The 26,216-nt window shown below is 69.2% G+C and carries 30 protein-coding genes and 1 pseudogene; 10 read left to right on the top strand and 21 right to left on the bottom strand.

The window, feature by feature from the left end:
- Nucleotides 1-76: 76 nt before the first annotated feature.
- The 8 genes from C5F75_RS33210 to C5F75_RS33245 all read right to left on the bottom strand — a co-directional run bounded on the left by C5F75_RS33210 (nucleotide 77) and on the right by C5F75_RS33245 (nucleotide 7,358).
- On the bottom strand, nucleotides 77-1,135 hold the full coding sequence (locus tag C5F75_RS33210; protein ID WP_059575135.1) for an ABC transporter permease: 1,059 nt from the start codon (nucleotides 1,133-1,135) through the stop codon (nucleotides 77-79).
- A complete protein-coding gene (locus C5F75_RS33215; protein WP_081066468.1) occupies nucleotides 1,132-2,700 on the bottom strand; it encodes a sugar ABC transporter ATP-binding protein in 1,569 nt (522 codons plus the stop codon). The genes C5F75_RS33210 and C5F75_RS33215 overlap by 4 nt, the downstream gene beginning before the upstream one ends.
- Before the next feature lie 102 nt (nucleotides 2,701-2,802).
- On the bottom strand, nucleotides 2,803-4,185 hold the full coding sequence (locus tag C5F75_RS33220; RefSeq protein WP_059575134.1) for an LLM class flavin-dependent oxidoreductase: 1,383 nt from the start codon (nucleotides 4,183-4,185) through the stop codon (nucleotides 2,803-2,805).
- Between the two features lie 26 nt (nucleotides 4,186-4,211).
- Nucleotides 4,212-4,979 (bottom strand): ABC transporter permease, encoded by a 768-nt coding sequence (locus C5F75_RS33225; protein ID WP_059575132.1) that lies wholly within the window; start codon nucleotides 4,977-4,979, stop codon nucleotides 4,212-4,214.
- Nucleotides 4,976-5,710 carry an ABC transporter permease gene (locus C5F75_RS33230; protein ID WP_089466170.1) on the bottom strand — a complete coding sequence of 245 codons (735 nt, stop codon included), beginning with the start codon at nucleotides 5,708-5,710 and terminating at the stop codon, nucleotides 4,976-4,978. The genes C5F75_RS33225 and C5F75_RS33230 overlap by 4 nt, the downstream gene beginning before the upstream one ends.
- A 4-nt stretch (nucleotides 5,711-5,714) precedes the next feature.
- The gene (locus C5F75_RS33235) at nucleotides 5,715-6,518 is read right to left on the bottom strand and encodes a transporter substrate-binding domain-containing protein (RefSeq protein ID WP_059575130.1); all 804 of its coding nucleotides are present in this window, start codon (nucleotides 6,516-6,518) and stop codon (nucleotides 5,715-5,717) included.
- Between the two features lie 280 nt (nucleotides 6,519-6,798).
- Nucleotides 6,799-7,011 carry a twin transmembrane helix small protein gene (locus C5F75_RS33240; RefSeq protein WP_006489184.1) on the bottom strand — a complete coding sequence of 71 codons (213 nt, stop codon included), beginning with the start codon at nucleotides 7,009-7,011 and terminating at the stop codon, nucleotides 6,799-6,801.
- Nucleotides 7,008-7,358, bottom strand: coding sequence for a hypothetical protein (locus C5F75_RS33245; RefSeq protein WP_059575235.1), 351 nt, complete (start codon nucleotides 7,356-7,358; stop codon nucleotides 7,008-7,010). The genes C5F75_RS33240 and C5F75_RS33245 overlap by 4 nt, the downstream gene beginning before the upstream one ends.
- 235 nt (nucleotides 7,359-7,593) lie before the next feature.
- Here C5F75_RS33245 and C5F75_RS33250 point away from each other — a divergent pair, with 235 nt between their 5' ends.
- The gene (locus C5F75_RS33250; RefSeq protein WP_059575128.1) at nucleotides 7,594-8,352 is read left to right on the top strand and encodes a YoaK family protein; all 759 of its coding nucleotides are present in this window, start codon (nucleotides 7,594-7,596) and stop codon (nucleotides 8,350-8,352) included.
- A gap of 79 nt (nucleotides 8,353-8,431) precedes the next feature.
- Nucleotides 8,432-8,617 carry a ribbon-helix-helix protein, CopG family gene (locus tag C5F75_RS33255; protein WP_059575126.1) on the top strand — a complete coding sequence of 62 codons (186 nt, stop codon included), beginning with the start codon at nucleotides 8,432-8,434 and terminating at the stop codon, nucleotides 8,615-8,617.
- 43 nt (nucleotides 8,618-8,660) lie between these two features.
- Here the strand turns inward: C5F75_RS33255 and C5F75_RS33260 are convergent, their stop codons facing one another.
- The gene (locus C5F75_RS33260) at nucleotides 8,661-9,497 is read right to left on the bottom strand and encodes a spermine/spermidine synthase domain-containing protein (RefSeq protein WP_059575124.1); all 837 of its coding nucleotides are present in this window, start codon (nucleotides 9,495-9,497) and stop codon (nucleotides 8,661-8,663) included.
- Between the two features lie 67 nt (nucleotides 9,498-9,564).
- Nucleotides 9,565-9,918, bottom strand: coding sequence for a zinc ribbon domain-containing protein YjdM (locus tag C5F75_RS33265; protein ID WP_006498247.1), 354 nt, complete (start codon nucleotides 9,916-9,918; stop codon nucleotides 9,565-9,567).
- A 359-nt stretch (nucleotides 9,919-10,277) separates the two neighbouring features.
- Here C5F75_RS33265 and C5F75_RS33270 point away from each other — a divergent pair, with 359 nt between their 5' ends.
- The 3 genes from C5F75_RS33270 to C5F75_RS33280 all read left to right on the top strand — a co-directional run bounded on the left by C5F75_RS33270 (nucleotide 10,278) and on the right by C5F75_RS33280 (nucleotide 11,729).
- Nucleotides 10,278-10,541: an HPr family phosphocarrier protein gene (locus C5F75_RS33270; RefSeq protein ID WP_059575122.1), complete on the top strand. Its 264-nt coding sequence runs from the start codon at nucleotides 10,278-10,280 to the stop codon at nucleotides 10,539-10,541.
- Between the two features lie 65 nt (nucleotides 10,542-10,606).
- Nucleotides 10,607-10,828 (top strand): hypothetical protein, encoded by a 222-nt coding sequence (locus C5F75_RS33275; protein ID WP_059575120.1) that lies wholly within the window; start codon nucleotides 10,607-10,609, stop codon nucleotides 10,826-10,828.
- A 334-nt stretch (nucleotides 10,829-11,162) separates the two neighbouring features.
- Nucleotides 11,163-11,729: a GNAT family N-acetyltransferase gene (locus tag C5F75_RS33280; RefSeq protein ID WP_059575118.1), complete on the top strand. Its 567-nt coding sequence runs from the start codon at nucleotides 11,163-11,165 to the stop codon at nucleotides 11,727-11,729.
- Between the two features lie 22 nt (nucleotides 11,730-11,751).
- Here C5F75_RS33280 and C5F75_RS33285 read toward each other — a convergent pair whose 3' ends face one another.
- Both C5F75_RS33285 and C5F75_RS33290 read right to left on the bottom strand, forming a co-directional pair.
- The gene (locus tag C5F75_RS33285; RefSeq protein ID WP_059575116.1) at nucleotides 11,752-11,973 is read right to left on the bottom strand and encodes a hypothetical protein; all 222 of its coding nucleotides are present in this window, start codon (nucleotides 11,971-11,973) and stop codon (nucleotides 11,752-11,754) included.
- A 23-nt stretch (nucleotides 11,974-11,996) separates the two neighbouring features.
- Nucleotides 11,997-12,329: a hypothetical protein gene (locus C5F75_RS33290; RefSeq protein WP_089466166.1), complete on the bottom strand. Its 333-nt coding sequence runs from the start codon at nucleotides 12,327-12,329 to the stop codon at nucleotides 11,997-11,999.
- 580 nt (nucleotides 12,330-12,909) lie between these two features.
- Here C5F75_RS33290 and C5F75_RS33295 point away from each other — a divergent pair.
- Entirely contained in the window at nucleotides 12,910-13,620 is a 711-nt protein-coding gene (locus C5F75_RS33295; RefSeq protein ID WP_059575110.1) for a response regulator, read from the top strand.
- 67 nt (nucleotides 13,621-13,687) lie between these two features.
- Here C5F75_RS33295 and C5F75_RS33300 read toward each other — a convergent pair whose 3' ends face one another.
- From C5F75_RS33300 to C5F75_RS33310, 3 genes are all read right to left on the bottom strand, one after another.
- Nucleotides 13,688-15,316: an efflux transporter outer membrane subunit gene (locus tag C5F75_RS33300; RefSeq protein ID WP_104013335.1), complete on the bottom strand. Its 1,629-nt coding sequence runs from the start codon at nucleotides 15,314-15,316 to the stop codon at nucleotides 13,688-13,690.
- 1 nt (nucleotide 15,317) lies between these two features.
- A complete protein-coding gene (locus C5F75_RS33305) occupies nucleotides 15,318-16,910 on the bottom strand; it encodes a DHA2 family efflux MFS transporter permease subunit (RefSeq protein ID WP_059575108.1) in 1,593 nt (530 codons plus the stop codon).
- An 85-nt stretch (nucleotides 16,911-16,995) separates the two neighbouring features.
- Nucleotides 16,996-18,387, bottom strand: coding sequence for an HlyD family secretion protein (locus tag C5F75_RS33310; RefSeq protein ID WP_104013384.1), 1,392 nt, complete (start codon nucleotides 18,385-18,387; stop codon nucleotides 16,996-16,998).
- A 158-nt stretch (nucleotides 18,388-18,545) separates the two neighbouring features.
- Between C5F75_RS33310 and C5F75_RS33315 the strand changes: the two genes are divergently transcribed.
- Together C5F75_RS33315 and C5F75_RS33320 are read left to right on the top strand one after the other, a co-directional pair.
- Nucleotides 18,546-18,746: a hypothetical protein gene (locus tag C5F75_RS33315; protein WP_059575106.1), complete on the top strand. Its 201-nt coding sequence runs from the start codon at nucleotides 18,546-18,548 to the stop codon at nucleotides 18,744-18,746.
- A 209-nt stretch (nucleotides 18,747-18,955) separates the two neighbouring features.
- Entirely contained in the window at nucleotides 18,956-19,429 is a 474-nt protein-coding gene (locus tag C5F75_RS33320; protein WP_059575104.1) for an NUDIX hydrolase, read from the top strand.
- Here the strand turns inward: C5F75_RS33320 and C5F75_RS33325 are convergent.
- The 5 genes from C5F75_RS33325 to copM form a co-directional block, all read right to left on the bottom strand.
- The gene (locus tag C5F75_RS33325) at nucleotides 19,404-19,886 is read right to left on the bottom strand and encodes a hypothetical protein (protein WP_059575101.1); all 483 of its coding nucleotides are present in this window, start codon (nucleotides 19,884-19,886) and stop codon (nucleotides 19,404-19,406) included. The genes C5F75_RS33320 and C5F75_RS33325 overlap by 26 nt on opposite strands.
- Before the next feature lie 112 nt (nucleotides 19,887-19,998).
- On the bottom strand, nucleotides 19,999-20,478 hold the full coding sequence (locus C5F75_RS33330; protein WP_059575229.1) for a BON domain-containing protein: 480 nt from the start codon (nucleotides 20,476-20,478) through the stop codon (nucleotides 19,999-20,001).
- A gap of 165 nt (nucleotides 20,479-20,643) precedes the next feature.
- Nucleotides 20,644-21,165: a low affinity iron permease family protein gene (locus C5F75_RS33335; RefSeq protein ID WP_059575098.1), complete on the bottom strand. Its 522-nt coding sequence runs from the start codon at nucleotides 21,163-21,165 to the stop codon at nucleotides 20,644-20,646.
- A 162-nt stretch (nucleotides 21,166-21,327) separates the two neighbouring features.
- On the bottom strand, nucleotides 21,328-22,068 hold the full coding sequence (locus C5F75_RS33340; protein ID WP_059575096.1) for an FRG domain-containing protein: 741 nt from the start codon (nucleotides 22,066-22,068) through the stop codon (nucleotides 21,328-21,330).
- Nucleotides 22,069-22,195: 127 nt separating this feature from the next.
- Nucleotides 22,196-22,579 (bottom strand): CopM family metallochaperone, encoded by a 384-nt coding sequence (gene copM / locus C5F75_RS33345; RefSeq protein ID WP_104013336.1) that lies wholly within the window; start codon nucleotides 22,577-22,579, stop codon nucleotides 22,196-22,198.
- A gap of 280 nt (nucleotides 22,580-22,859) precedes the next feature.
- Between copM and C5F75_RS33350 the strand changes: the two genes are divergently transcribed.
- Entirely contained in the window at nucleotides 22,860-24,695 is a 1,836-nt protein-coding gene (locus tag C5F75_RS33350) for a thiamine pyrophosphate-requiring protein (RefSeq protein ID WP_059575092.1), read from the top strand.
- Between the two features lie 23 nt (nucleotides 24,696-24,718).
- Here C5F75_RS33350 and C5F75_RS37730 read toward each other — a convergent pair.
- Nucleotides 24,719-24,978, bottom strand: a pseudogene (locus C5F75_RS37730) (glycoside hydrolase family 15 protein); the annotation flags it as partial.
- Between the two features lie 145 nt (nucleotides 24,979-25,123).
- Between C5F75_RS37730 and coxB the strand changes: the two are divergent.
- The gene (gene coxB / locus C5F75_RS33360) at nucleotides 25,124-26,206 is read left to right on the top strand and encodes a cytochrome c oxidase subunit II (RefSeq protein ID WP_104013385.1); all 1,083 of its coding nucleotides are present in this window, start codon (nucleotides 25,124-25,126) and stop codon (nucleotides 26,204-26,206) included.
- The last annotated feature ends 10 nt before the right edge of the window (nucleotides 26,207-26,216 follow it).

Raw genomic sequence — 26,216 nt, forward strand, 5'->3', positions numbered from 1 at the left:
TTGGATAACAAACAGCCCAGCCTGAAGATTCTTCGAATCCGTCCATGCCTGATCCGAGTCTCGGCGACCTCACCCATCACGCCCGGGCATCCGCACGCCGCCCGATGCCGAACGTAAACGCCAAGGCCAGCACGAGCAGCACGCCCTTGATGAAATCCTGCATGTAGTACGGTGCGTTCAGCATCGTCAGCCCGTTGAGCAGCACGCCGACGAACACCGCGCCGACGACCGTGCCGAACACGTTGGGCCGCTTCGCGCCCCACACCGCGTAACCGATCAGCGCGGCGGCCACCGCGTCGAGCAGCAGCGAGTGCCCCGCGCTCACGTCGCCGCGGCCGACCCGCGCGGCGATCAGCACGCCGCCCAGCGATGCGATCGCGCCCGACACGACATATGCGGCGACGCGGTAGCGCGCGGCCGGTGCGCCGGCCAGCCGCGCGGCCGTTTCGTTGCCGCCGATCGCATAGATCACGCGCCCCCAGCGCGTCGCTTCCATCGTGATGCAGGCCAGCACCGTCACGGCCGCAAGCACCAGCACCGGCAACGGTACGACGTCGAACACGCGCAGCCGGCCGAGCGCGAGAAACGCGTCGGGGAACACGCCCGTCGCATCCGTGCCGTCGGGCAGCACGGAGCCGGTCGCCAGCGAACGGCCGCCGGTGGGGATCAACTGCAGGCCGGCCAGCAGGAACAGCGTGCCGAGCGTCGCGAGCTGGTCGGGCACGCGCAGCCGCGTAATCAGCAGGCCGTTGAACAATCCGGCGGCCACGCCGAGCGCGACGCAGGCGATCACGGCCGCCCACGCGCTGCCGTGCCAGACGACCAGCACGTAGCTCGCGACCATCTGCGCGGTCGCGGCCACGCTGCCGACCGACAGGTCGAAACCACCGGCCGCGAGCGTGACCGTCACGCCGACGCCGAGCAACGCGACGATCGACACCGCCTGCAGGATGCTGAACAGGTTGTCGAGGTTCAGGAACGCGGGCTCCCTGATCGCGAACACGACCACGAGAGCGGCGAGCACGAGCAGGATGCCGGTTCGTTCGAGCGCATCGCGGATGCGCGCCGGCCCGGCGCGCGACGATCGTTCGACGGATGCGGCATGACGTACATCGGAAGAAGTCACGGGTTTCATGAGCAAGCACCCACGATGGGAGCAGTCGGAGGCAGACCATCGAGCGTCGCACGATCGAACCGCACGATACGGTCGGCGATCTCGGCGGCTTCCTCGAGATCGCTGACGAACACGATCGTCGCGCGCTCATGCGCATGACGGCGCAGCGTATCGACGATATCGGCGCGCGCGCCCGCATCGATGCCCTGGAACGGTTCGTCGAGCAGCAGCAGCCGCGCCGGTTCGGCGTGCCAGCGCGCGAGCACGACCTTCTGCTGGTTGCCGCCGGACAGGTGCGCGACGCGATCGTCGGGCCCCTCGCAGCGAATGCCGAACCGCGCGATCGCTGCCGCGGCCGCCGTGCGTTCGCGGGCTCGGCGCACCGCGCCGCTCGCGAACCAGCGCGACAGGAACGGAAAGCCGATCGTGCCCGCGATCGACGCGAACGGCACGCTATCGGGAAACAACGACGTGCGCCAGCGATCCTCGCCGGCCAGGAATACGCCGGCGCGAATCGCGTCCGCCGGCGAACGCGGCCGCCACGGCCGGCCGTCGAGCGTCATCTCGCCGGCCGCCGCCCGCACCGCGCCGAAGATCGTCCGTGCGAAGCGCGACTTGCCCCCGCCGACCGGGCCCGCGATCGCGACGATCTCGCCGCGCCGGACGTCGAGATCGAACGGCGTACTGGTCGGCGTCAGCCGGATCTGCCGCACGCTGAAGCCTGAACCGACCTCGGCCCCAGATCCGGCCAGCCCGGCACGCTCCGGCGCCGCCGCACGCGTACGCGGCAGCGGCCGGCCGATCATCGTTTCCACCGCGGCGTCGAAATCGATCGGCGCGGCCAGATCGGCAACGATCCGGCCGTCGCGGACGATCGCCGCACGATCGGCGATGCGACGCAAATCGCCGAGCCGATGCGATACCAGCAGGATGGCGACGCCATCGCGGCGCAATGCGTCCATCAGGACGAACAGCCGTTCAGCCTCCGCGGCGGACAAGCTGGCGGTCGGCTCGTCGAGAATCAGCAACGACGGCTGCCCGGCCAGCGCGCGCGCCAAGGTCACGCGCTGCTGGTCGGCCAGCGACAGCAAGGCCAGCGGCGCCGCCAGATCGACGTCGAGCCCGACCCGTGCGGCGAGCGACCGCGCCGCGGCACGCCGCGCGGCCGGCGGCACGCGCCACGGCGAGGCCGGATCGCACAGCCGGTCCAGCAGCAGGTTGTCGGCGATCGACAGCGTTGGCACGACGGCATCGGCCACCGACTGGTGCACGGTCGCGACGCCGAGCCGCTTCGCCGCGTGCGGCGAACCCGGCCGATACGGTTCGCCGTGCAGCGTCAGCGTGCCGCTGTCCGCTTGCAGCGCGCCGCTCAGGATCTTGACAAAGGTCGACTTGCCCGCGCCGTTCGCGCCCATCAGCGCGACGACTTCTCCGGCGCCGATCGACAGATCGAGCGCCGCCAGCGCGACGGTCGCGTCGAAGCGTTTCGCGATGCCGGCGGCGCTCAGGACGGGCGGCGACGCCGATCGATGCGATCGATCTTCGCGCCGCGTCGTGTCCATGGTTTCGTTCATCGCGCCATTCATGCCCGAAGATTCCGGTCGGCACGATGCGGTTGCAGCAGGAACAGTACGTCGTCGGTCATGTCATGCAACTCCGCTGAGAGTCGTCCGGTATCGATCTGCCGGTCAGCCCGCTTCCGGCACGGGAAACCGGAACGAAGCGCCGTAGGCCGTATCCGGCAGGCGGTCGCGGCCGCCCAGCCGTGAACGGAAGGTGCCGCTCGCCGGCGTCGTGCGGTACAGGCCGCGCTTCTTCAGTTCCGGCACGATCAGTTCGGCAAAATCGTCGAGCGTGCCGGGGCTGATCAGCGGATTGAGCATGTAGCCGCTCGTCGTCGACTGCCGCGCATGCTCGGCGAGCTGGTCCGCGATTTCGTCGGGCGAGCCGACGAGGATCAGGTCGGTGCCGCGCGTGACGCTCGCGAACTTGCGCCGCACGTCGCCGGCGGTGAGCGGCTTGCCGCTGCCGTCCGGCCGCACCACGTAGGACGTCAGCCCTTCCGTGTGCGTCGTCAGCGGCTCGTCGTCCGCATAGCGGTCGATGTCGATGCCGGTGTCGCCCGCATAGCTGACGAGTTGCGCGTGCCGGTGATAGTGCTGCTGCAGCGTGTGATATTTCTCCTTCGCGTCGCTCGACGAGCGCGCCGTCACGATCCGCAGCACCGTCAGCGACTTCACGTCGTCCGCCGCCCGGCCGCGTTCGGCCGCGAGCCGCCGAATCTCGTCGAGGCCCGCGCGAATCTCGTGCGGATTCGACTTCGCGACGAACACCACCTCCGCGTGCTTCGCCGCGAACGCGCGCCCGCGCCCCGACCAGCCGGCCTGGATCAGCACGGGCGAGCGCTGCGGCGACGGCGCGCAGACGTGCGGCCCCTGCACGCGATAGTGCGTGCCTTCGTGCGCGATCGGCCGCACGCGGTCGCCACGCGCATAGCGCGGCGCGTGCTTGTCGGCGACGACCGCGTCGTCCGCCCAGCTCCCTTCCCACAGTTTGTACACGACGTCGAGAAATTCCTCCGCGCGCGCGTAGCGTTCGTCGTGGCCGATCATCCGGTCGAGCCCGAAGTTGCGCGCCGCGCTCGTCAGGTAGGACGTCACGATGTTCCAGCCGATCCGGCCGTTGCTTAGATGATCGAGCGTGCTGAAGCGGCGCGCGAGCGCGAACGGATGCTCGTAGGTCGTGCTCGCGGTCACCCCGAACGCGAGCCGCTCCGTCTGCGCGACCAGCGCCGGGATCAGCATCATCGGATCGTTCGCGGGCGCCTCGACCGCCCACTGCAGCGCCGCGTCGGCCGACCCGCCATAGACGTCGTACAGGCCGAGCACGTCCGCGAAGAACAGCATGTCGAGATCGGCCTGTTCGGCCGTGCGCGCGAGGTTCGACCAGAACCCGAGCGTATTCGCGCGGAGCCGTTCATCAGCCGGATGGGTCCACAGGCTCGGCGCGCCGCCGCAGCCGACGCTGGCTTGTTCATACAGGGAAAACAGCAAGGGGCGAGGATCGGACATCGTGGAATTCGTTACCAGGGCAGGAATCAGTTGGGCGCCGCCCACGCGCCCGACGACGCGCGGCGGCGCCGGGCGGGCATGCGTTCGTCGGGCGCGCGCGTCAGGTAGCGATTGACGCGCTGCTCGAGACGGGCGGCGGGAATGGTCAGCAGCGCGACCAGCACGACATAGACGATCGCCGCACCGGCCAGCGGTTCGTACACGCGCAACGTCTCGAAGCGCAGCGTATTGGCCGTGCCCATCACGTCGAACACGGTCACGGTGGACGCGAGGACGGTCGATTTCAGCAGCAGGATCGCCTCTCCGGTGAGCGCGGGCAGCGCAAGCCGCCACGCTCGCGGGCCGACGATGCGGCGCAGCACCTGCACGCGCGTCATCCCGTATGCGTGGCCGGCCTCGATCTCGCCGGCCGGCACGCCGGCGATCGCGCCACGCAGGATCGTCGCGACATACGCGCTCTCGTTCACGCTCAACGCGACGATCGCGTACCAGAACGCGTCACGCAGCAGCGGCGACGCCCAGCTGTCGCGCATCCACTCCCGCGGGACGATCTGCCCGAATCCGTAGTACAGCAGATAGAGCTGAACGAGGAGCGGCGTGCCGCGGATCAGCATGAGCCAGCCGCGCGCGGACCAGCGCACCGGCGTATGGCGTGCGCCGGCGGCGAGCGCGAGCGGCACGCCCAGCAGCACGCTGGCCGCACCCGACACAAGCGTCAGCGCCAGCGTCGTCGGCACCGCGGCGAGCAGCTTCGGCATTACCGTGTCGAGCAGGAAAGGCAGCGAGAAGATCATGTCGTCGCACGCCTCGTGCCGCGATTCGCATGCCGCTCGAGCGCCGCGAAGATGCCCGCCGACGTGACGCTCAGCAACAGGAACAGCGCGGCCGTGACCAGATAGAAGAATACGTAGTGCCGCGTCGCGCCGGCCGCGAGCTGGCTCGCCTTCAGCAGATCCGTGAACGAACCGAGCACGCTGATGAACGACGCGTCCTTGGTCGCGTTCAGCCACACGTTGCCGACGCCCGGCAGCGCGAGCCGCGCGGCGGCCGGCAGCCGGATGCGCGCGAACGTCTGCCAGGACGTCATCCCATACGCGTGCGCGGCTTCGATCTGGCCGACCGGCACGTTGACGAGCGCCGCGCGGAAGATGTCGGTGAGATACGCGCCCTGGATGAAGCCGAGCGACAGTGCGGCGACGACGAACGGGTCGAACGCGAAGTCGCCGGGTACGATGCCGCTGCCGCGCAGCGCGTTCTCGATGGCCGGTGCGACCGCGTAGAACGCGAGCAGCAGGCACAGCAGCTCGGGCAGCGCGCGCACGAGCATCGTATAGAGCCGCGCCAGCCACACGAGCGCCGCGTAACGCGACAGCTTGCCGAGCGCGCCGGCGATGCCGAGCAGCACGCCGGTGCAGAACGACGCGGCCGCGACGCCGAACGTCAGCGCGAACGCGCTCGCGAACACGCGGCCATAACCGCCGTCGCCGAAGGCGAGCAAAGCGAGTAGCGAATCGTCCGCGGCCATCGGTTCAGCGGCCCTTCTCGATCGTGCCTTTCAGGTTCGGATAGCGGGCGGTGATCGCATCCCACGTGCCGTCCTGCTGCAGTTGCGTGATCGCGGTCGACAGCTTGCCGCGCAGCTCATCGCCGTGGCGCACGCCCGCGCCGATGCCGAGGCCCAGCACCGGATCGTCCGCGCACGTGGCCTTGACCTCGAAGTCCTTGCCGTCGCGCGACGCGAGGAACGCCGTGAACAGCCCCTTGCCTTCCTGCACGTAGTCGACGCGACCGGACACCAGATCGGCGAGCGCGTTGTCGAACTTGTCGAACGCTTTGATCTGCGCGTCCTGCTTGAAGCGGGCATCCAGGAATGCCGAGAAGTTGGTGCCGGCCTCGACGCCGATCACGCGGCCCTTGAAGGTCGCGGGAACCGCGCAGTCGACGCGGCGCCGGTCGCTTTTCGCGCCGACGAACACCGTCGGCGATTCGTAATACGCGCGGCTGAAATCGATGGCTTTCTGCCGTTCGCCGGTGATCGTCATCGACGACCAGATCACGTCGATCTTGCGGTTCTGCAACGCCGGAATCAGGCCGTCCCACGCAATGTCGGTGAGCTCGCATCGCACGTTCAGCTTGCCGCACGCGGCATCGAGCACGTCGACTTCCCACCCCTTCCACTTGCCGGTCGCGTCCTTCGAAAAGAAAGGCGGATACGACTCGGCGTCGATGCCGACGCGCAACGTCGGCTGAGCCGCATGGGAAACCGGCACGAGGCCGAGCACGAACAGCGCGGCCGCTGCGGTGCGGGCCCGGGAGTAGAGCAGTCGATTCATCAGGCAGGCTTCTGAAATAGTCTCGAAATCGCCGGCATCGCAACCGGCAGCAGGATGCGAGACTGTAGAGCCTGCCTATGTGTGTACCAAATGGTTATTTTTTCGATGAATATCTGATCCGGCGATATACGACGAGTCAACCGATCCGCATACCACACGCGGAACGCAGCGCCGCTCGCCGAGTGCCCCGCCTGAAACGGTACGAGCCGCCGTTGAGGCGAAGGCGGCACGACGCGGCATCGCCGGCCCGAACCGCCCGCCCCCGCCCGAAACCTGCGCCTCACCGCCCGATCGGCAACCCCGTCGGCTCGATCCAGCCGAGCTTGTACGCGATCAGCAGCGACAGAAACAGCGTGACCGACAATCCGACGCGCGCGGCGAGCGACCACGCCATCCGCTTGGACTTGCCGCGATCGTGATTCATGAAGTACAGCGCGAAGATCAGGCTCGCGATGATCATCGCGAATGCCACAGAAACCAGCAGGGTTTTCATTGCCGTTGCCTTTGAAGATCCGAATCGGCCTGAATCAGTTCGGCCAGTTTTTGCCGCTCGTCGGCGACGCCGCCGACGCCCGACGCCGGCCAGTCCAGCGCGACGCCGTTGCCCAGCGAATCGCGCACGAGCGCCTGGTAGCGCCGGTCGTTGATCGTGCCGTGCGCCATCGTGTCCGAGATCTCGCGCCGGAACGGCAGCGGGAAACTCGCGTACGCACGCGACAGCGCCGCATATTGTCTCGCATCGATCTCTTTCGATGATGGAATGACGGTCCAGACCACCACGGCGACGATGGCCGTGAACGGGATCGCCGTGTAGCGAAGGATGAACTTGATCGGGGTCATGAAGCGGTGGGCAGAAGTGATCAGCGCCGCGCGGCGGCGAAACAGCCGGCCGGCGGCGCCTTCCGTCATTGTACTGAATGCACCATCCGGCCAACAGAGTATGATAATGACATTATCATGTCCATCACATGATTCGACAGCCCCGGCATCCGGCGCAAGCGGCGGGCCCGCCACGCCCTCCGGCACCGGTTTTCCGCCTGTACCCGCGAATCCGCGACGATCGAGCGAAGCCCCTATGCCAGCGCAGTACTTTCGAAACCTGACCGGAAAACACCGCAGCGCGGACGCCAACCGCCAGCTCGGGTTTTCGCTCGCGTTCGTCGCCGGCGCGGCCAATGCCGGCGGCTTTCTCGCGGTCAAGCAATACACGTCGCACATGAGCGGCATCGTGTCGGCGATCGCCGACCAGACGGCGCTCGGCGACGTGCGGCTCGCGCTCGCCGGCATCAGCTCGCTGGGGTCGTTCCTGATCGGCGCCGCCTGTTCGGCGATCCTCGTCAACTGGGGCCGCCGCCGCGGGCTGCACAGCCAGTTCATGCTGCCGCTGCTGGTCGAAGCCGCGCTGCTGTTGCTGTTCGGGCTGCTCGGCAGCCATCTCGCGCTGTGGGAAACGTTCTTCGTGCCGGTGACCGTGACGCTGCTGTGCTTCATCATGGGGCTGCAGAACGCGACGATCACGAAGTTGTCCGGCGCGGAAATCCGCACGACGCACATCACCGGCATCGTGACCGACCTCGGCATCGAGCTCGGCAAGCTGTTTTACTGGAACCGCTCGGCCATCGACGTCGACGCGCACGCGGTAATCGCCAACCGGTCGAAACTGCGGATACACGCGACGATGCTCGCGTCGTTCTTCGTCGGCGGCCTGGCCGGCGCGATCGGCTTCAAGCACGTGGGCTACGTGTCGACCGTGCCGCTCGCCGCGGTGCTCGTCACGCTCGCCGTCGTGCCGGTGATCGACGATCTGCTCGCGCTGGTGCGCAGCAAACGCTGATCGTGGGGCGCTTGCCGCGGTAACGCCGAAAACGGATCGATTATAATTTGATTAACATATCGACCACCCTCGCCCCGTCATGGAAACGAAAACCGCCCGCCTGACCGTCCTGATCGATCCCGCGAAGAAGGAAGCCTTCGAGATGCTCTGTGCGGAGCAGGACCTTACGCCGTCGCAAGTCGTGCGGCAGTTGATCCGCGACTATCTCGACCGGCACGGCGTCACGTACAAGACCCGCAGCGCGATCGGCAAGCGCGTGAAGTAAGCACGGCCGCACAGGCCGAGCACGGCCCGCCCCCTCGGTACGGCTACGCGCCGATCTCCCAACGTTCGTGCGACTGCGCGCGCCAGACCAGCCGCCGCGAATCGATGCCCTCGCCGTGCTTCATGCGTCTCGCGGTGGCGGCCAGCTTCAGTTCACCGGCCTGCGGGCACGCGAGCGCCCGCTCCAGCAGGATACGCAACGACGGCAACCGGCTGCCGTCCTTCCATGCGAATGCAACGAAGTTGTTGTCGTCGCCGCACGGCACCAGCGCATACGACGAACCGAATACCGATCGCAACTGCTCGAGGTGCTGCGGCAACGCCGGATCGTCGTCCATGAAGTTGATCGCGAGCACGCCGGATTCGCTCAGGCGTGCGCGGCACGCATCGAGAAAAGTAGCGCCCGTACAGCGGCCGCGCATGCCGTCGGCGACGAACGCATCGTGCAGGATCACGTCCGTGCGGACGTCCGCCCGCTCCAGATGGTCCGCGCCGTCGGCGCACACCACGGTGAAGCGCGCATCGTCGGCAGGAATCCTGAACGTGTCGCGCAGCGCGATCACGTCGGGATTGATCTCGACCGCATCGATCCTCGTGCCGGGCAGGTGGCGGTAGCAGTACTTCGCGAGCGACCCGCCGCCGAGCCCGAGCATGCAGATGTGTGCGGGCTCGGCCTGCAGCAGCAGGAAGCCCATCATCACGCGCGTATAACCGAGTGCGAGCCGCACCGGATCATGCAGCGACATGAAGCTCTGGGTGCCGAAATGATCGAAGTGCAGCGAGACCGCGTGCTGCGTCTCCAGCACGAACGGCCGGCCGTCGTTCAGCGGCGTCGCCAGGAACCTGACGAACGCGTCGTAGGCAGTGCGATCCTCGGCCATGTGCGGGTAGTCGAATGAAAAAGACAGCGGCTGAAAACGCGGATGCAACGGTCGCCTGACCGTGCGCTCAGACCTTCTTCAAGTAGCACGCCTTCAGCATGAAGCCGCCCATGTCGGTCTTGCAGTCGACTTCGTGATCGCCGCCGACGAGCCGGATGCTCTTGACCTTGGTGCCCATCTTCAGCGTGATCGACGAACCCTTCACGCGCAGGTCCTTGATCAGCACGACCGAATCGCCGTCCGACAGCACGTTGCCGTTCGCGTCCTTGACGACGTCGCCCGCCGGTTCGTCACCGGCCTCGGCGCCGGCGTCGGCCGACCATTCGTGGCCGCAGTCCGCGCACACGGTCAGCGCGCCGTCGGGGTAAGTGTTTTCCATCGCGCATTGCGGGCAGGCGGGGGCATTCATTGCGGCTTCCATTCGGGAGGAGTTCGGGTCGGTCGACGATGCCGGGCGAGCAGGTTGCGCGCCCGGCTACGCCGAGACTCGCCCGCCGGCAACGCCGCGGGCCGGCATCGGCGCACACGGCATTATAATGTAATTCACATGATCTGGCCGATGCATTATAATCCCCCACTTTCCGACAATCCGCGAATTTGAATACGCCTTTGCAGCGGATGTCGGCATGTTCGCGCCGAATGGCGCGTACAATGCACCCGGCCGGCACCCGCGCCCCTGCGGGAATTCGTGACATGCCAGCCGCCCGATGTCCGCTACACGTGCGTAACCCTGCATGTCGCGCGCCGCCCCGCCCACTTGTCCGGAGGCTTTCCAGCATCGTGGCAACCGTTGTGTACGTTGAAATCGGCCCCGCATGGAACCGCAATCGCGGCCGCGCCGCGCGCGATGCGACCGTCGACGCGGCACGCCGCTTCGACAGCGACATCCAGCTGATCGCGAACGGGCACGGCAGCAACGCAAAAGACAGCGGCGCGATCGCGTCGCTGCAGGTTCACGGCGGCACGTCGGCCCAGGTGCTCGCCACCGGCCCCGACGAGGAAGCGGCGCTGCACGCGCTGCTGCCGTTGTTGCAGGCAAGCTGATGCTTGCACCTCCTCCCGTCCGGCCGTGTGCCGCCCACCCCGAAACGCCATTTCCCGAGGAAGCCATGAACGATACGCTCACGTCCAACACCCCCAACCTGTCGGCCTCCGCGATCTGGGCGCTCGAACGCCTCGCCGATGTTCGCTACGGCCGCGATGCGCCGGCGCTCGGCTGGTCGATCGCGCGGGAGCTCGTCAACGCCGGGTTCGTCAGCCATCCTCCGCACGGCCGCTCCGGCGCATCGATCACGGCCGAAGGGCGCTCGTTCCTGAAAAGCCGCAAGTAACGCCATCCGGCACGGGCGCGATCCCGCATTGCGCGCAGCACGCGGGCGTGCCGATGACCACCGTCAGGAAGCAGGCCGACCGCTCGCCGCGGTCGGGGTTCGCTACAGGCGTTTGCCACACGGCCACGAACGGACGCATTCGTCGAACGCCCCGCGCGATGCACCCGACCGCGACGTCGGCACGCGAGCCGATCCATGCGGGCACCGCCGGCCGGCGCCGTCCGCGCGATGCGCCCGCATGCCCCGATGCGGGCGGGGAATTGCGTCCACGTCGCCGTTTACGCGGTATCGTACGAGACCCGAGCGCGGCGCCCTGCGTCGCCGCCCCTTCCTCATGGAACGCCCGATGACATTCAGCGCCGTGCCCCCCGTCTCGTCTCCGCCCGTTCTCGACACGCCCCGTCTGATCCTTGAAGGCCACCCGCTCGGCGACTTCGACGCACTCGCCACGATGTGGGCGGAACCGGGCGTCGTCGCGCACATCTTCAACGGCACGCCTTCCACGCCGCGCGACTCGTGGATGCGCATGCTCGCGTATCGCGGGTTGTGGCCGCTGCTCGGCTATGGGTACTGGGCGATTCGCGAAAAGGCGTCGGGGCGTTACGTCGGCGATCTCGGCTTCGCGGATTTCCACCGCAACATCGACCCGCCGATCCGCGGCGTGCCGGAAGCCGGCTGGGCGCTGGCGACGTGGGCGCAAGGCAACGGCTATGCGACCGAGGCGCTCGCGGCCGCGCTCGCATGGCTCGACGCGCAACAGCGGTTCGAGCGCAGCGTGTGTCTGATCGCGCCGACGAATGTCGCGTCGATCCGGGTCGCGGAGAAAGCCGGGTACGGCGAGCCGCGGCGCATCCGCTTCAACGACGCCGATTCATTGATGTTTTCACGCAAGCGCCGGTAGGCGCGTCGAACCGGCGGCCAAGTCAGTCGGCGACCGGTTCGTAGCGATGCATGAAGAGGCCGTCGTCCATCGGCCAGCAGTTGCCGGATTCGTCGCGCACGATCCAGTCGCCCGGCTTCACGGATCGCCAGCCTTCCGGCGTCGCGATCGCCCACAGGCCGTGACGGCGCTCTACCCGTTCATGGTCGCCCTCGGCGAACCACCGTGTTGCATCGACCTGACTGGCGCGTTCTCTGAATTTCATGCCATCACCAAATGAAACGGATTTCAGTGTCGCGTGGCCGCGGCGCCGGCATCGAGCGACCGCTGCCGCGCCCTCAGCGCGTTCGTTGCCGTGCGGGCTGCGTGCAGCGCCATCCAGCCCTCCGCGACGAGCGCCTCGAGCGTGTCGCGCGCGACGGTGGAAATCCGGACATCGATCTCCTGCACTTTCATCAGCGCCGACACGACCTCGTCCGGTTGATCGGGTGCAAGCGCAACGATGAACGCCGAACGCGTCTCGGCGGCCCGAACGGCCTCGCTCCAGTCGGCGCGCGCCACCGCCGCTTCGATCGCATGCGTGAGTGCGTCGAGACTCTGGACGACTTGCAACGGCGTCATTTCGCTTCCCCCGTCAGTAATCGATAGCATCCGCCCGACTGCCCATCGGAGCCGGCGCGGCGGCGACCCGACTCGCGCGCATCCGGTTCGTCACGTGAGCGACATGACTCGACGCTTCGCCGAGACCGGTAGCCGATACGATCGCGAAACAGGCGCAATGCGCGACGCGCGGATCAGGTGTGTGGATTGTAGGGAGCGGAACGCGGCGACGTCGGTAATATTTTGTAATGATATGTCGACTAACCTTGCCTGGCGTGGTGTCGGGCGGTGCGGGAACGGTGCGCGGCGTCGAAGTGGCGCAAACGTTTTCGTCTGACGGATGCGCGGGCGCGCATCGTCCCGAGCGCCGCGCCGACTCTCGCATCGAACCGTTTCAGCCTCACGCGCGGCCCCGCGTCGCTCGCCCCGCGCGTTTCCTTCGATGGCGGCGATTGGCGCGCAGATAAGCTCACCGAACGATCCAGATTTCCCCACATTCCATCGGAATGTTGCGCAGTATCATCCACGTCGCTTCGGCCACGACACGCTCGGACTGGGCCTGACCGCTCGCCACCTTCCCGTTTTGCCCCTTCGTTTAGCGATGCCCATCCGAATCCTGATCGTCGAAGACGACGTCCCGCTGTCCGCGCTGATCGCCGAGTACCTGCGCACGCATCATTATCAGGTGGACACGCTGTGCGACGGCGCCGGCGCGGCAGCGGCGATCGTCGCGAGCCGCCCCGACGTGGTGCTGCTCGACATCAACCTGCCGGGCAAGGACGGCTTCGATATCTGCCGCACGGCGCGCATGCAGTACGACGGCATCGTGATCATGGTGACGGGCCGCGACGAGCCGTTCGACGAATTGCTCGGCCTGGAACTCGGCGCGGACGATTTTCTCCGCAAGCCGCTCGAACCGCGTCTGCTGCTCGCGCGAATCAAGGCGCAGTTGCGGCGCACGCGCGTGCCGGCGGGCGACGCCGTGCCGGATTCGCCGCAGCGATACGTGTTCGGCAAGTTCTCGATCGACCGGGCCGATCGCCGCGTGCATCTGCCCGACGGCAGCATGCCGCGCCTGACGTCGACGGAATTCGATCTGCTGTGGGCCCTCGTGTGCCGCGCGGGCGAGGTGGTGAGCCGGGAAGACCTGACGCTGCTGCTGCGCGGCATCGCGTTCGACGGCCTCGATCGTTCGATCGACGGCCGCATCTCGAAGCTGCGCCGCAAGCTGCGCGACGACGCGAACGAACCGAAACGGATCAAGACCATCCGCTCCAGGGGCTATCAGTTCAGCAAGCACGCATGGGATTGAGGCCGCGCGCGGGCCGCCGGACGGCGTTGCGCGAGCGCGGCACCCGATGCCCGCCGCGCGCGCGAGGCTACTGCGCGCGCGCCGTGCCGGTATCCTCATTCGCGGCCGGCCCCGCCTGCCAGCCGCCGCCGAGCGCCTTGTACAGCGCGACGAGATCGGTGGTCGTCTGCAACGCGCCCTGCTCGGCCTGCTGCCGGCCCTCCGCCCATTGCCGCTCGGCATCCAGCACGTCGAGGAACGGCGACAGGCCCTTCCGGTAGCGATCGCGCGCGAGGTCCAGCGCGCCCTGTTCGGCCTTCACCGCGTCGTCGAGCGCGGCCGCGCGCGCCTGGTCGGTGCGGTATACGGCCAGCGCATTGTCGACGTCGCGCAGCGCGACGAGCACGGCTTGCCGGTACGCGAGCGCCGCTTCGGCCTGGCGCGCCTGCGACAGCCGCAGGTTCGACACGAGCGCGCCGCCGGAAAAGATCGGCAGCGACACGGCCGGCCCGAACGCGTAGAACAGATGCGACCAGTGCGCGAGCTCGCGCACGTGCGACGCGCGCAGGCCGACCTGCCCCGTTAGCGAAATGTCCGGATAGAACTGCGCGACCGCGACGCCGACGTCGGCGGTGGCCGCTTGCAGCTCGGCCTCCGCACGGCGGATGTCGGGGCGCCGGCGCGCGAGCGTCGACGGCAGGCCGACCGGCACGGTCGGCGGCACCGCCGGCAACGCGCGCGGGGCGGCCAGCCAGTCGTCGAGCGCGCCCGGCGCCCCGCCGACCAGATAGGCGAGACCGTTGCGCAGCAGCGCGATCTGCTGGTCGAACTGCGGCAGTTGCGCGCGGATCTGCGCGAGCCGCGCGTCGGCGCTGCGCACGTCGAGATCGCTCGCGAGGCCGTGCGCGGCCTGCTCGCGCGTCAGGTCGAGCAACTCGCGCTGCGCGCGTTGCAGGTCGTCGGCCAGCGCGCGCTGCGCTTGCGCGCCGCGCAGTTGCAGATAGGTCTGCGCGACTTCGGCCTCGAGCGACAGCAACGCGTCGTCGCGGCTCGCGACCGCGGCGCTCGTCTGCGCGCCGGCCGCTTCGACCGAGCGGCGCACGCGGCCGAACAGGTCCAGTTCCCACGATGCGTCGAACCCGGCCTGCCACAGGTTGACCGGCGATTCGAGGGCATCGAGCGCGCCGCGCGCACCTTGCTGCACGCTTGCCCCGGTGCCTGGCCCGAACCGGTCGAGCGGCGAGTCCGGCGCGCCGAGACGATCGACGCGCTGGTCGATGCCCTGCTCCTCGACGATGCCCTTCAGGCCGAGCTGCTCGCGCTGGTAGCTCGCATTCGCGCGCACGTTCGGCAAGCCCTGCGCGGCGGCCGCGCGCACCTGCGCGCGTGCCTGCGCGATGCGCAGCACGGCCGCCTGCACGTCGAGGTTGTCGTGCGCGGCGCGCTCGACGAGCCGGTCGAGCAGCGGATCGCCGAACGCGCGCCACCAGCGCGGATCGGGATCGGCGTCGATCGTGGGCGACGACCGCGCGGCCACGCCGGATGCGGGAGACGCCGCCTGCCCGTCCGCCTGCATCGCATGCCAGGTGGCCGGGACGTCCGCTTGCGGCGGCTGGTAATCGGGGCCGACGGTGCAGCCGGCGATGATCGTCGTCATCGCGCCGCACACGATGCGGCGAATCAGGCGGTGGCTGCGATTGTCGCGGCGCATGCGCATGTCAATGCCCTCCCGCGCCGCGCGCCGCCTTCGCCGGCGAGAACAGGAACGTCAGCGGAATGCTGAACGCGCAGAACACCGCGAGGATCGCGAACACGTCGATATACGCGAGGATCGTCGCCTGCGAGACGAACGTTTCGTAGAGCCGGCCGGTCGCGGTCTGCAACGCGGCCGGCGGCGGCGCGCCCGTCAGCGCGCCGATCGCGCGCGCATTCTCCCGCAGCGCATCCTGGAAGTTCTGCGACAGCGTCGACATGTGCGTGGACAGGTGCGCCATGCGCGCCTGCGTGCGCTCGCGGATCAGCGCGGTCGACACCGAGATGCCGATCGAGCCCGCGACGTTGCGGAACATCGTGAACAACGCGGACGCGTCGTCGTTGAGCCGCCGCGGCACGGTCAGGTACGCGAGCGTCGTGATCGGCACGAACATGAAGCCGATCGCGAGCGACTGCGCGCACCGGATCATCACGAGGTGCGTGTAGTCGATGTCCGGCACCAGCATGCGCGAATAGATCAGCGCGCCGCACAGCAGCACGAAGCCGAACCCGACGAGATAGCGCGTCTGCACGTGCGGCATCAGCCGGCTCACGAGCGGAATCTCGAGCGTGATCAGCAGCGCGCCGGGCGACAGCACGAGCCCCGCGAGCGTCGCCGTGTAACCGAGATGCTGCTGGGCGAGCTGCGGCACGATCACCGCGCTGCCGTACAGCACCGCCGCGAACGTCGCGATCGTCACGCAACCGAGCGCGAAATTGCGGTCGCGCAGGCACGACAGGTCGACCACCGGTTTCTTCGTGCGCAGCAGCCACAGCGTCGCACCGATCAGCCCGAGCGCGGACAGCACCGCGAAGACGCGGATGAAGGTCGAGCCGAACCAGTCCTCGTCCTCGCCGCGATCGAGCATCACCTGCAGGCAGCCGAGCCCGATCGCGATCAGCCCGATGCCAATGTAGTCGATCGAGATCCCGCGCTCGGCGCCGCGCCGCCACGGCGGATCCTCGACGAGCTGCATCACCGCGAGCACGGTCAGCGCGCCGATCGGCACGTTGAGCAGGAACACCCAGCGCCACGAGAAATGGTCGGTGATCCAGCCGCCGAGCGTCGGCCCGAGCACCGGCGCGACGACGATCGCGATCGCCGAGATCGAGAACGCGCGGTTGCGCTGCTCGGGCGGGAACGTATCGAGGATGATCGACTGCTGGTTTGGCTGCAGCCCGCCGCCGAACAGCCCCTGCAGCACGCGGAACACAATCAGTTCGCCGAGGTTGGTCGCGACGCCGCACAGGAACGAGCACACGGTGAACGCGGCGATGCACAGCAGGAAGTAGCGCTTGCGGCCGAGCAGGCGCCCGAGGAAGCCCGAGATCGGCAGCACGATGCCGTTCGCGACGAGGTACGACGTGAGCGTCCAGGTCGCCTCGTCGTAGCTCGCCGACATCGTGCCGGCGATGTGCGGCAGCGCGACGTTGACGATCGTCGTGTCGAGCACCTCCATGAACGCGGCGAGCGTGACGACGATCGCGATGAGCCACGGGTTCGCGGCGGGGCGCCATGCGCCGCCGGACGCGCCGCCGCGGTCGGGCGGCCGGTTCATCGGCGGGCCTCGCGAGGCGGGAACGGCATGCGGGTATCGGGCATCGGATCGCTCCGGTCGACGCCGGCCGCGGCACGGCGGCCGGTCATTTCAGATGGACGGTCGGCTCGACCGACAGGCCGAGACCGAGCGGCGGACGGGTCGGCAGCGGGCCGTCGAGCACGATCTTCACCGGCACGCGCTGCACGATCTTCACGAAGTTGCCGGTCGCGTTCTCGGCCGGGAACGCGGAGAAGCGCGAGCCGCTGCCGAGCTGGATGCTGTCGACGTGGCCATGCAGGTCGAGATCGGGATACGCGTCGACCGACACGTCGACGCGATCGCCGACGCGCATCCGTTCGAGCTGCGACTCCTTGAAATTCGCGGTGATCCACACGCGCGGCGTGACGATCGAGAAGATCGACGTGCCGGCTTGCAGGAACGAGCCCAATTGCACGTTGCGCCGCGTGACCCAGCCGTCGGACGGCGCGCGCATCTCGCAGTACGACAGGTTGAGGTTGGCCGTCTCGAGCTGCGCGCGCGCCTGCAGCACCTGCTGGCGGCGTTCCTCGACGGCCGTCTCGGCCTGCCGGATCTGCTGCGGCACGAGGCTCGCGGTGCGCGCCTGCGCCTGGGCCATCGCGACGTTCGCGTCGGCGGTCGCACGTTGCGCGTCGGCCGCATCGATCGCCTGCTGGGAAGTTGCGCGCGCATCGACCGCCCGCTGCCGCGCCTGCGCGGCGAGCGCCTGCCGGTACGCGGCTTCCGCCGACTCGATCTGCGCGCGCGCCTGCCGATACTGGGCCGGATACTGCACACGCGCGATATCGAGCTGCACGCGCGCCGCGTCGAGCTGCGCCTGTGCGAGACCGAGCTGCGCCTGCGCCGCGTCGACCTGCGCGCGGTAGTCGCGCGGATCGATCTCGACGAGCACGTCGCCGCGCCGCACGAAGCTGTTGTCGTCGACCGCGAGCCGTGTCACGTAGCCGGACACGTGCGGCGCGACCGCGATCGCGTTGCCGTCGGTGTACGCATCGTCGGTGCTTTCCTGGTTGCGCGTCGCGAGCCACCAGACGAGCCCGCCGACGAGCAGCACGACCAGCACCGCGCCGAGAATGATCAGCGTTTTCTTACTGGGCCGCTTGCGTTCGCCTTCGCCGTTGTTGCCGTCCCCGTCTCCGTCGCCGCCGGTGCGGCCGCCGCGATCGTCGTGCGAATGGCCGTCGCCGCCACCGCCGCCCGGCGCGTCGGTCGGGTGCTCGCCGTTGCGGCCCGGCGCCGCTCCCGAGCCGCTGCCGCCGCCGGACGGGTCGTCGCCCGCGCGGGCGACGACGGCAGGCCAGCGGGTAGGCAGCGGCGTCGACAGTACGACGCCGGCCACCGCCGGCGCGAACGCGTCCGGCGCGCCGGTGCCGCGCCGTCCGGGTGTCGACGCGCGCCGCAGCGCGACGCAAGATCGCTCACGAACGGACCACGGGCACAGGATCGCATCGGACATGAAACGGGGCTCCAGGCGGCGGCCGCGGGCGCCATTGCCCGCGCCGACCTCAAGCGCGCGATCGAGCAAACAGCGGGCCCGGCAACGCGCGTCGTCCACCGCGGCATGCGCGATGCGCGACGTGTACGCCTCGACCGCCCCGACAGGACTCGCGAACCATGACACGCTCGACCCCGCTCGACACCGACACACGCGACGAAGATCGCGGCGACAGCACGCCCGGCCCCGAAGGCAAGCGCCGCGGCACCGCCACACCACCGCCGCGCAGCGCGCACGACCCGGCCGAAGGCAAGCCGGCCGCACCGCCAAGCGGGGCGCCGCCGCGTCGCACGCCCTCTGCCGAACGCGGCGACGCGTGATCGACGCGCGTCGCGCCATACCGCCGTCCCGCTCGCGCGAAACGGCCGCAGCGGGCGGCGGCAGAAATGACAAGCCGTTGAAAAATCGCGGACGAAGGCCGGCCAGCGGGCCCGAAACACTCGCACGAGGGCACATGCGACAGCGAAGCGGGAACGCACGTTGCGGCAGGGGGCGCATGGATCTTTCGCCCATCTGCCGCGTGCCCTGCATGACGCTACCCGACCCGTCCGATTTCCCCGTTCGCGCGGTACCGCTCGCGCCGCTGGCGAAGGAACGCGCCACGATCGTCTGCCATCGCAACCGGCGCGTGCTGCTGGTCGCCCGCGGGCGATCGTCGCGCTGGACGCTGCCCGGCGGCGTGATCCGGCGCGGCGAATCGGCGCTCGACGCCGCGCATCGCGAACTTCGCGAGGAAACCGGGCTCACCGGTCTCGAACTCGCGTATTTCTTCTACGTGGACGGCAGCGTGAAGCGTCATCACGTGTTCGTCGCGAGCCTGCCGCGCGGCGCGCACGCTTGCCCGGGCCGGGAAATCGCGCTGTGCCGCTGGGTCGGCATCGACGCGGTGCCGCACTGGCCGGCGAGCGCGCCGACGCAGCGCATCATCCGTCAGTTCGCGGGCCTGTGCGTGGCGAGCGATCCGCGGCCGGGCGCGGTCACGCGTCTTTCGCCGTCTCGCTGATCCCGGCGACGGGCGGCTGCGGATCGCGCGCAAGCCCTTGCGCGAAGACCTTCAGCCCTTCGAGCAGCGGCGTCAATGCATCCCACAGCGCCTCGTCGTGCAGCAAGCGGTAGACGCCGCGAACGCCGGGCGCGACGTGCGGGTGCTGCGCCGGTTGCCATGCGCCGACGTGATGCAGCGCGTCGGCCGCCGCGAACGCGGCGCGGCCGAACTGTTCCGGCGGAATGCGCGAGAGCGCCGTCACGAGCATCGCGAGATTCTGCATGCCGCTCTGCATGCCGGGCTTGTCGAGCGCGTCGACGAACGTGTCGGCCAGCCGCGCGTTCGCGCTGACGACCTCGTTCGCGAAGCGCAGGAAGCCGTGCCGATGCAGGCTGCCGAGCAGATGTTCGAGCGCGTCGTGCGCGCCCGGCTCCGGATGCGCGGACGTCGTGTCGGGAGGCTGGCGTTCGGTCATGGGTGGCTCCGGTTGAGGCGCCAGGCTGCCGTCGTTCCGGCAGCCGTGCGTGCGCCGAATGCATGTCGTACTCGTTCACCGGCCCCCGCCGGGGCGGTCAGCCGCGGCCGCGTCACTGCGAATGACCGTCGGTCGGCGCCTTGTATTCGCTGCGCGCGCCCATCGCGTCCTCGACGCGATGCACGCCATGCAGCGCGGCGACACCGTCGATCAGCGCCTGCCGTTCGGCCTCGTCGACCTGTCCGGTCAGGCACACGTTGCCGCGCTCGACGCTCACGTCGATGTCGCGCGGGCGAGCGACGAGCCGGCCGAGCGCCGCACGCACGCGCTCGGCGACCTGTACGTCGTTCGCGTCGCCCGCGAGCCAGTCGGCCCGCAGCCCGGCGATCGCGCCGCGCGCATGGTCGGCCGCCCGCTTCACCTGCGTATTCGCATAATCGGCCACGTCGTGCCGGCCCGCGGCCGCCTTGTCGCGCAGATACGCGCGGCGGCGCCGGCCGGACGCAGGATCGAGGAAGTACATCGCGGCCGCCCCGCAGGCGACGGCCACCGCAAGATTCAACAACGGATTCGACGGGACTCTGGAGTTCATGGCGGCACCCTGGGCTATACCCGGAACGACCGGGCTTCGTGTCGGCATGCAGCACGTGCCGTTCCCCGCCGCGAGCGGCGCGAACGAGCCGTCGCGCCGCGATGCGGCGCCGGAAACGACAAGCGTTTGAAAAATCATCGGGCCGCGCATCGCTCGATCGCGAGATCAGGATTCGGGCGGCGTGTCGGCCGTTTTCGTGTCGGCCGCTTCCGCCCGTTTTCCGCCCGGCTCGTCGTCGCCGCGCTCGGCCGCGCGCTGCGCCATTTCGACGTAGGTCTGCGCCAACGCGCGCAATTCTTCCTCGGACGCATCCTCGATCCCGATCAGCCGGTCGCTCGCCGCGCGCGTGACGGCGAGCAGTTCGTCGAGCTTCAGGTGCAACGCCACGCTGTCGCGATTCTGGTTGCGCTGCAGCAGGAACACCATCAGAAACGTGATGATCGTGGTGCCGGTATTGATGACGAGCTGCCACGCGTCCGAGTAGTGAAACACCGGCCCGCTCACGAGCCATATCGCAGTGATCGCGACCGCGCTGCCGAATGCGACCGGCGAGCCGGCCCAGGTGGTCACGCGCGACGCAAAACGTTCGAACGCACGGGTAACGGCGTGCCCGGCCGGCCCGGAACCGGCGCCGCGCTTGCACGCCGTGCCGCGACGGTCGCTCGGTGGTTCGTTGAGTTCGCGCATGAATGCCTCCCGGATCGATAGTCTGTTTGAATGCGCGCATGAACCGCGTCGCCGCCCGCCGCGAACCGCACGCCAGCGGCCGCTCGGGGGTTCGGTCCCGCGTGCGCGCCGTCGGGAGAAGCATCACGCGTGCCCGATCCGCACGCCCGTGCAACGCCGGCTTTAGCGCGGTGCGTGCGTGTCCTCGTCGTCCGGGAAATAGCGCGTGTCGGTCAGTTGGGCGATGCCGTCGAGATCCGGAAAGATCGTCGCGATGCTCACGCCGACGCCGGCAAGCTCCTGCCGGATCGACGCGAACCGGGCGCCCGGCACGGCGATGCGCACGAGGCGGCCGGCGAGATCCGCGTCCTCGTCGAGCGGCACGAAGCGCCCGCCGCGCGCGTCATAACGGTGAATCGTGAACCAGCCGTCCTGCGCGGTGATCCTCGGCATGACGTGACGCGGCCGGAACACCTTGGTGCGCGTGACCTCCAGCGGCGCGCGCCGGTCCGCGGCGGTCGCGATGTCGTCGGCGTCGTGCGACAGGCACCACACCACGCCGTCGCCGCCCGATTCGCCCGCGCGCCTGACCGCGAACCACAGCGCCGCCAGCGCGTTGCCGGACCAGTCGAGCAGGCGCGTGCGCATCCCGTGCTGCTGCGCGAGCGCGAGCCAGTCGCATGCCTCGAGGTTCTGCCCGGGTTCGAGATGCGGCAGCGCGCGCCGCGTGAATTCGTCGAGCATCCGCGCTTCGACGTCGGGCGACGCGTGCTGCCGCGCGATGCCCGGCGCGAGCGGCCAGCCGGCATTGCACTGGCCGCGAAAAAGCCGCAGCGCCATCGTCTGCCGCTGCGCGCCGATCATGGTCATGTAGTCGGCGACGCTATCGATCGAGCGGCCTGTGCTCTCGCGCTTACCGTCCATGCATCGCCCCTCCCGTCGTGCCTGCCCGTACACGCGGCCATCGGCTCGGCGCGCGTCCGACGTCGCCGCTTGCCGGATGCGGAACCACCGGTACGGTCGCCCGCGTATCGCCGTCTCGCATCGCGGTTCACGGCGTGCTGCCGTGCTCCTTCTGCCAGCGCTCCATCAACGCGATCTCGTCGCGCTGCGCGGCGACGATCCGGCTCGCGAGTTGCCGCAGCGTCGGATCCTTGCCGTATTTGAGTTCGACCTGCGCCATGTCGATCGCGCCCTGGTGATGCGGCGCCATGTGCGCGACGAAATCGCGGTCGGCGTCGCCCGTGTACGGCGCGCTTTCCATCGCTTCCATCATTTTTCGGTCGGCGCGCTTGAACGCCTGCGTGGACGTGTCGGGCACGCTGACCGGATTGGCCGGGCGCAACTGTGCGGCCGCGGGCAGCGCCGACGCGCACGCCGCGAGCCGCGCGCTGGCGGCACAACGGCGTATGGATGAACGGTTGAATGCACGCATGAGACGAATCCTCGACAAGAAAGTGAACGGTCCACGTGCGTCATCCCCCTTCCGTTCGCACGCATTGAAACGGCTGAGGCCGCGCGACCCGCGTTACCGCCACCACGCACGCGCGTCGCTGGGCGCGACCAGCGTGCGAATGCGACCATCGTTGCGCTCCGGTCAGCTTGCTCGTTGCTCGCGGATGCCGCGTGCAACCGCCGTGCCCGACGCACGCGGCGCGGCACGTGCCTTGCGCGGCAGCCCCGCATCGGCTCATCCCGAACCAAGGAGAAACGGCATGGCGACAGTGGCGGATTTCATCGTCCAGCGGCTGTACGACTGGGGCGTGCGCCGCATCTACGGCTACCCGGGCGACGGCATCAACGGCTTTTTCGGCGCGCTGAACCGCGCGGACGGCAAGATCGAATTCATCCAGGCGCGCCACGAGGAGATGGCGGCCTTCATGGCGTCCGCGCATGCAAAATTTACAGGCGAGCTCGGCGTATGCGTCGCGACCTCGGGCCCCGGCGCCACGCACCTCGTGACGGGCCTGTACGACGCGCGGCTCGACCACATGCCCGTGCTCGCGATCGTCGGCCAGCAGGCACGCGCGGCGCTCGGCGGCCACTATCAGCAGGAAGTGGATCTGCCGGCCCTTTACAAGGACGTTGCGGGCGCATTCGTTCAGCTTGCGACGGTACCGGGCCAGGTGCGGCACCTAGTCGACCGCGCGGTGCGCACCGCGCTCGGCGCGCGCACGGTCACCGCGCTCGTGCTGCCGAACGACCTGCAGGAGCTCGACTACGCGCCGCCGAAGCGCGCGCACGGCACCGTGCATTCAGGGGTCGGCTATACGGCGCCGAAAGTCGTCCCGTACGCGGACGACCTGCGGCGCGCGGCCGACGTGCTCAATGCGGGATCGAAAGTCGCGCTGCTGGTCGGCGCCGGCGCGCTGAAGGCGACCGACGAAGTCATCGCGGTGGCCGACCGGCTCGGCGCCGGCGCCGCGAAGGCGCTGCTCGGCAAGGCCGCGCTGCCGGACGACCTGCCGTGGGTCACCGGCTCGATCGGGCTACTCGGCACGAAGCCCAGCTACGAGCTGATGACCGAATGCGACACGCTGCTGGTCGTCGGCTCCGGCTTTCCGTATTCGGAGTTCCTGCCGAAGGAAGGCCAGGCGCGCGGCGTGCAGATCGACCTGAAGGCCGACATGCTGAGCCTGCGCTATCCGATGGAAGTCAATCTGGTCGGCGACAGCGCCGAGACGCTGCGCGCGCTGCTGCCGCTCCTGAACGAGCGGCGCGACACCGCATGGCGCGACCGGATCGCGAAATGGAACCACGACTGGCGCGAGACGCTCGCCGCCCGCGCGGCCGCGAAGGCCAGCGCGGGCCGCGGTGTGAATCCGCAGCGGGCGTTCACCGAGCTGTCGCCGCGCCTGCCCGACGACGTGATCCTGACGAGCGATTCGGGATCCTGCGCGAACTGGTATGCGCGCGACCTGATGATGCGGCGCGGGATGATGGGATCGCTGTCCGGCGGCCTCGCGTCGATGGGCGCCGCGGTGCCTTACGCGATCGCCGCGAAGTTCGCGCACCCGGTGCGCCCGGTGATCGCGATGGTCGGCGACGGCGCAATGCAGATGAACAACATGGCCGAGCTGATCACGGTCGCGAAATACTGGCGCCAGTGGCCCGACCCGCGCTGGATCTGCATGGTGCTGAACAACGAGGACCTGAACCAGGTCACGTGGGAGCAGCGCGTGATGGAGGGCGACCCGAAGTTCGACGCGTCGCAGCAGATCCCGAACGTGCCGTACTACCGCTTCGCGACCCTCCTCGGCCTCAAGGGCATCTACGTCGACGATCCGGAACAGCTCGGCGCCGCGTGGGACGAAGCACTCGCGTCCGACCGGCCGGTCGTGCTCGAAGTGAAGAGCGACCCCGAGGTGCCGCCGCTGCCGCCGCACGTGACGCTGCAGCAGGCAAAGCATTTTGCCGAAACGCTGGCGAAAGGCGACCCGCGTGAAGCCAACGTGATCGTCGAGACCGCGCGGCAGGTGCTGTCGGCCGTGCTGCCCGGCAACGGCGAACACGGCGACAAGCGCGGCAAGGAAGGGAAAGGCGAATCGTAACGCAAGCGCGCGGGACGATGCTGGCCGATGTCGGCGTCGTCTCGCCCGTCGCCCGGCCGTGCGAGCACCGCCGAGCACCGCCGAGCACCGCATTTACGACGCCTGACTTGCGCGAGCGTGAACGGGAAATCCCGCACATGCGCCGCGCCCTCACGTCGTATTCCTCGGATCGCAGCCCGACATCGTCACGGAAGCCGAGTGGCCGTTCGAACAGCGCGTGCGCATCGTCGTCGCGCCGCTGTATCCGGTACACCTGCACGAGCCGGAAGCCGGCCGCCGAAAAGCGCGTTCGGCGACGTGAATGGCCGCCCAATTTACAAGCCGGCTGTAACGCACCGGCCGTCGTGCACGTCATCCCGCCCTTCCACGGCAGCATGCGTGCGAGCCGCGTGCGCATGAAATTTGCTCCGCCGCGAACGGCCGTCGTCATGCCGCCAACCCGGCAAGGAGTCGCGTTGCCCGTTCCGCCGTTCCTGAAAACCCGTCATGCCGCATGGATCGCACCGGTCGCGTGGACGATCGTGCCGATCGTCGCGCGCGCGGCCGCCGCGCCTGCCGAGCCCGGCAATCCGTCCGGCCCATTGCCGCTCGCGTACGTCGTGCACGCGGCCGGCCCCGCGGCGCAGCCGGTCTTCGTGCTCGGCTGGGCGCTGCTCGCGCTGTGCACGTTCGTCTGCGTCGCGATCGCGGTGCTGCTGCTGATCGCGCTGTTTCGCCGTCGCGCGCAGGCAGGCGCCGGCCACGGCAGCGGGCTGACGATCGTGACCGTGGGCACCGCGATCTCGATCGCGCTGCTGTTCGGCGCGCTCGTCTACATGCTGCGGGTGCTGGGTGCCGTTGCGGCGCCGCCGCGTCCGCCCGCGCTGACGATCACCGTGACCGCGCAAGACTGGTGGTGGGCCGTGCGTTATCCGGACGATATTGACGGGGCCGGCTTCGTCACGGCGAACGAGATCCATATTCCGGTAGGCGAACCCATCGCAATCGAACTGAAGAGCGCCGACGTGATCCACGCGTTCTGGGTGCCGCAACTCGCCGGCAAGACGCAGACGATACCCGGCCAGACCAATCGCCAATGGCTGCAGGCCGACCGGCCGGGCGTCTATCGCGGGCAGTGCTCGCAATACTGCGGCGCGCAGCACGCGCACATGGCGTTCGAAGTCGTGGCCGAGCCGCCGGCAGCGTTCCGTGCGTGGCTCGCCACGCAGCGCCAGCCGGCCGCGGCCCCCGCGGCGAGCGCCGAACGCCGCGGCCAGCGCGTGTTCGCCGCGCGCTGCGCGGGCTGTCACGCGGTGCGCGGCACCGACGCGGCGGGCGACGCGGGCCCCGATCTCACGCACGTCGGCACGCGCCGGCTGCTCGCGGCCGGCACGCTCGACAACACACCTGACAACCTGCGCCGCTGGGTCGCGCACGCGCAGCAGATCAAGCCGCAGTCGCTGATGCCGTCGATCGCGCTCGCGCCGCGCGACGCCGACGATCTCGCCGCGTATCTGGCGACGCTGCACTGAACCGAGGATG

Origin of the sequence: Burkholderia anthinoferrum (assembly GCF_002925705.1) — a bacterium.
Taxonomy (GTDB): Bacteria; Pseudomonadota; Gammaproteobacteria; order Burkholderiales; family Burkholderiaceae; genus Burkholderia; species Burkholderia semiarida.

Excerpts from the sequence above, each read along its gene's own strand:
- C5F75_RS33210 (WP_059575135.1), bottom strand. The coding sequence starts at position 1,135 with ATGAAACCCGTGACTTCTTCCGATGTACGTCATGCCGCATCCGTCGAA.
- C5F75_RS33215 (WP_081066468.1), bottom strand. The coding sequence starts at position 2,700 with ATGAATGGCGCGATGAACGAAACCATGGACACGACGCGGCGCGAAGAT.
- C5F75_RS33220 (WP_059575134.1), bottom strand. The coding sequence starts at position 4,185 with ATGTCCGATCCTCGCCCCTTGCTGTTTTCCCTGTATGAACAAGCCAGC.
- C5F75_RS33225 (WP_059575132.1), bottom strand. The coding sequence starts at position 4,979 with ATGATCTTCTCGCTGCCTTTCCTGCTCGACACGGTAATGCCGAAGCTG.
- C5F75_RS33230 (WP_089466170.1), bottom strand. The coding sequence starts at position 5,710 with ATGGCCGCGGACGATTCGCTACTCGCTTTGCTCGCCTTCGGCGACGGC.
- C5F75_RS33235 (WP_059575130.1), bottom strand. The coding sequence starts at position 6,518 with ATGAATCGACTGCTCTACTCCCGGGCCCGCACCGCAGCGGCCGCGCTG.
- C5F75_RS33240 (WP_006489184.1), bottom strand. The coding sequence starts at position 7,011 with ATGAAAACCCTGCTGGTTTCTGTGGCATTCGCGATGATCATCGCGAGC.
- C5F75_RS33245 (WP_059575235.1), bottom strand. The coding sequence starts at position 7,358 with ATGACCCCGATCAAGTTCATCCTTCGCTACACGGCGATCCCGTTCACG.
- C5F75_RS33250 (WP_059575128.1), top strand. The coding sequence starts at position 7,594 with ATGCCAGCGCAGTACTTTCGAAACCTGACCGGAAAACACCGCAGCGCG.
- C5F75_RS33255 (WP_059575126.1), top strand. The coding sequence starts at position 8,432 with ATGGAAACGAAAACCGCCCGCCTGACCGTCCTGATCGATCCCGCGAAG.
- C5F75_RS33260 (WP_059575124.1), bottom strand. The coding sequence starts at position 9,497 with ATGGCCGAGGATCGCACTGCCTACGACGCGTTCGTCAGGTTCCTGGCG.
- C5F75_RS33265 (WP_006498247.1), bottom strand. The coding sequence starts at position 9,918 with ATGGAAGCCGCAATGAATGCCCCCGCCTGCCCGCAATGCGCGATGGAA.
- C5F75_RS33275 (WP_059575120.1), top strand. The coding sequence starts at position 10,607 with ATGAACGATACGCTCACGTCCAACACCCCCAACCTGTCGGCCTCCGCG.
- C5F75_RS33280 (WP_059575118.1), top strand. The coding sequence starts at position 11,163 with ATGGAACGCCCGATGACATTCAGCGCCGTGCCCCCCGTCTCGTCTCCG.
- C5F75_RS33285 (WP_059575116.1), bottom strand. The coding sequence starts at position 11,973 with ATGAAATTCAGAGAACGCGCCAGTCAGGTCGATGCAACACGGTGGTTC.
- C5F75_RS33290 (WP_089466166.1), bottom strand. The coding sequence starts at position 12,329 with ATGACGCCGTTGCAAGTCGTCCAGAGTCTCGACGCACTCACGCATGCG.
- C5F75_RS33295 (WP_059575110.1), top strand. The coding sequence starts at position 12,910 with ATGCCCATCCGAATCCTGATCGTCGAAGACGACGTCCCGCTGTCCGCG.
- C5F75_RS33300 (WP_104013335.1), bottom strand. The coding sequence starts at position 15,316 with ATGCGCATGCGCCGCGACAATCGCAGCCACCGCCTGATTCGCCGCATC.
- C5F75_RS33305 (WP_059575108.1), bottom strand. The coding sequence starts at position 16,910 with ATGAACCGGCCGCCCGACCGCGGCGGCGCGTCCGGCGGCGCATGGCGC.
- C5F75_RS33310 (WP_104013384.1), bottom strand. The coding sequence starts at position 18,387 with ATGTCCGATGCGATCCTGTGCCCGTGGTCCGTTCGTGAGCGATCTTGC.
- C5F75_RS33315 (WP_059575106.1), top strand. The coding sequence starts at position 18,546 with ATGACACGCTCGACCCCGCTCGACACCGACACACGCGACGAAGATCGC.
- C5F75_RS33320 (WP_059575104.1), top strand. The coding sequence starts at position 18,956 with ATGACGCTACCCGACCCGTCCGATTTCCCCGTTCGCGCGGTACCGCTC.
- C5F75_RS33325 (WP_059575101.1), bottom strand. The coding sequence starts at position 19,886 with ATGACCGAACGCCAGCCTCCCGACACGACGTCCGCGCATCCGGAGCCG.
- C5F75_RS33330 (WP_059575229.1), bottom strand. The coding sequence starts at position 20,478 with ATGAACTCCAGAGTCCCGTCGAATCCGTTGTTGAATCTTGCGGTGGCC.
- C5F75_RS33335 (WP_059575098.1), bottom strand. The coding sequence starts at position 21,165 with ATGCGCGAACTCAACGAACCACCGAGCGACCGTCGCGGCACGGCGTGC.
- C5F75_RS33340 (WP_059575096.1), bottom strand. The coding sequence starts at position 22,068 with ATGGACGGTAAGCGCGAGAGCACAGGCCGCTCGATCGATAGCGTCGCC.
- copM (WP_104013336.1), bottom strand. The coding sequence starts at position 22,579 with ATGCGTGCATTCAACCGTTCATCCATACGCCGTTGTGCCGCCAGCGCG.
- C5F75_RS33350 (WP_059575092.1), top strand. The coding sequence starts at position 22,860 with ATGGCGACAGTGGCGGATTTCATCGTCCAGCGGCTGTACGACTGGGGC.
- coxB (WP_104013385.1), top strand. The coding sequence starts at position 25,124 with ATGCCGCCAACCCGGCAAGGAGTCGCGTTGCCCGTTCCGCCGTTCCTG.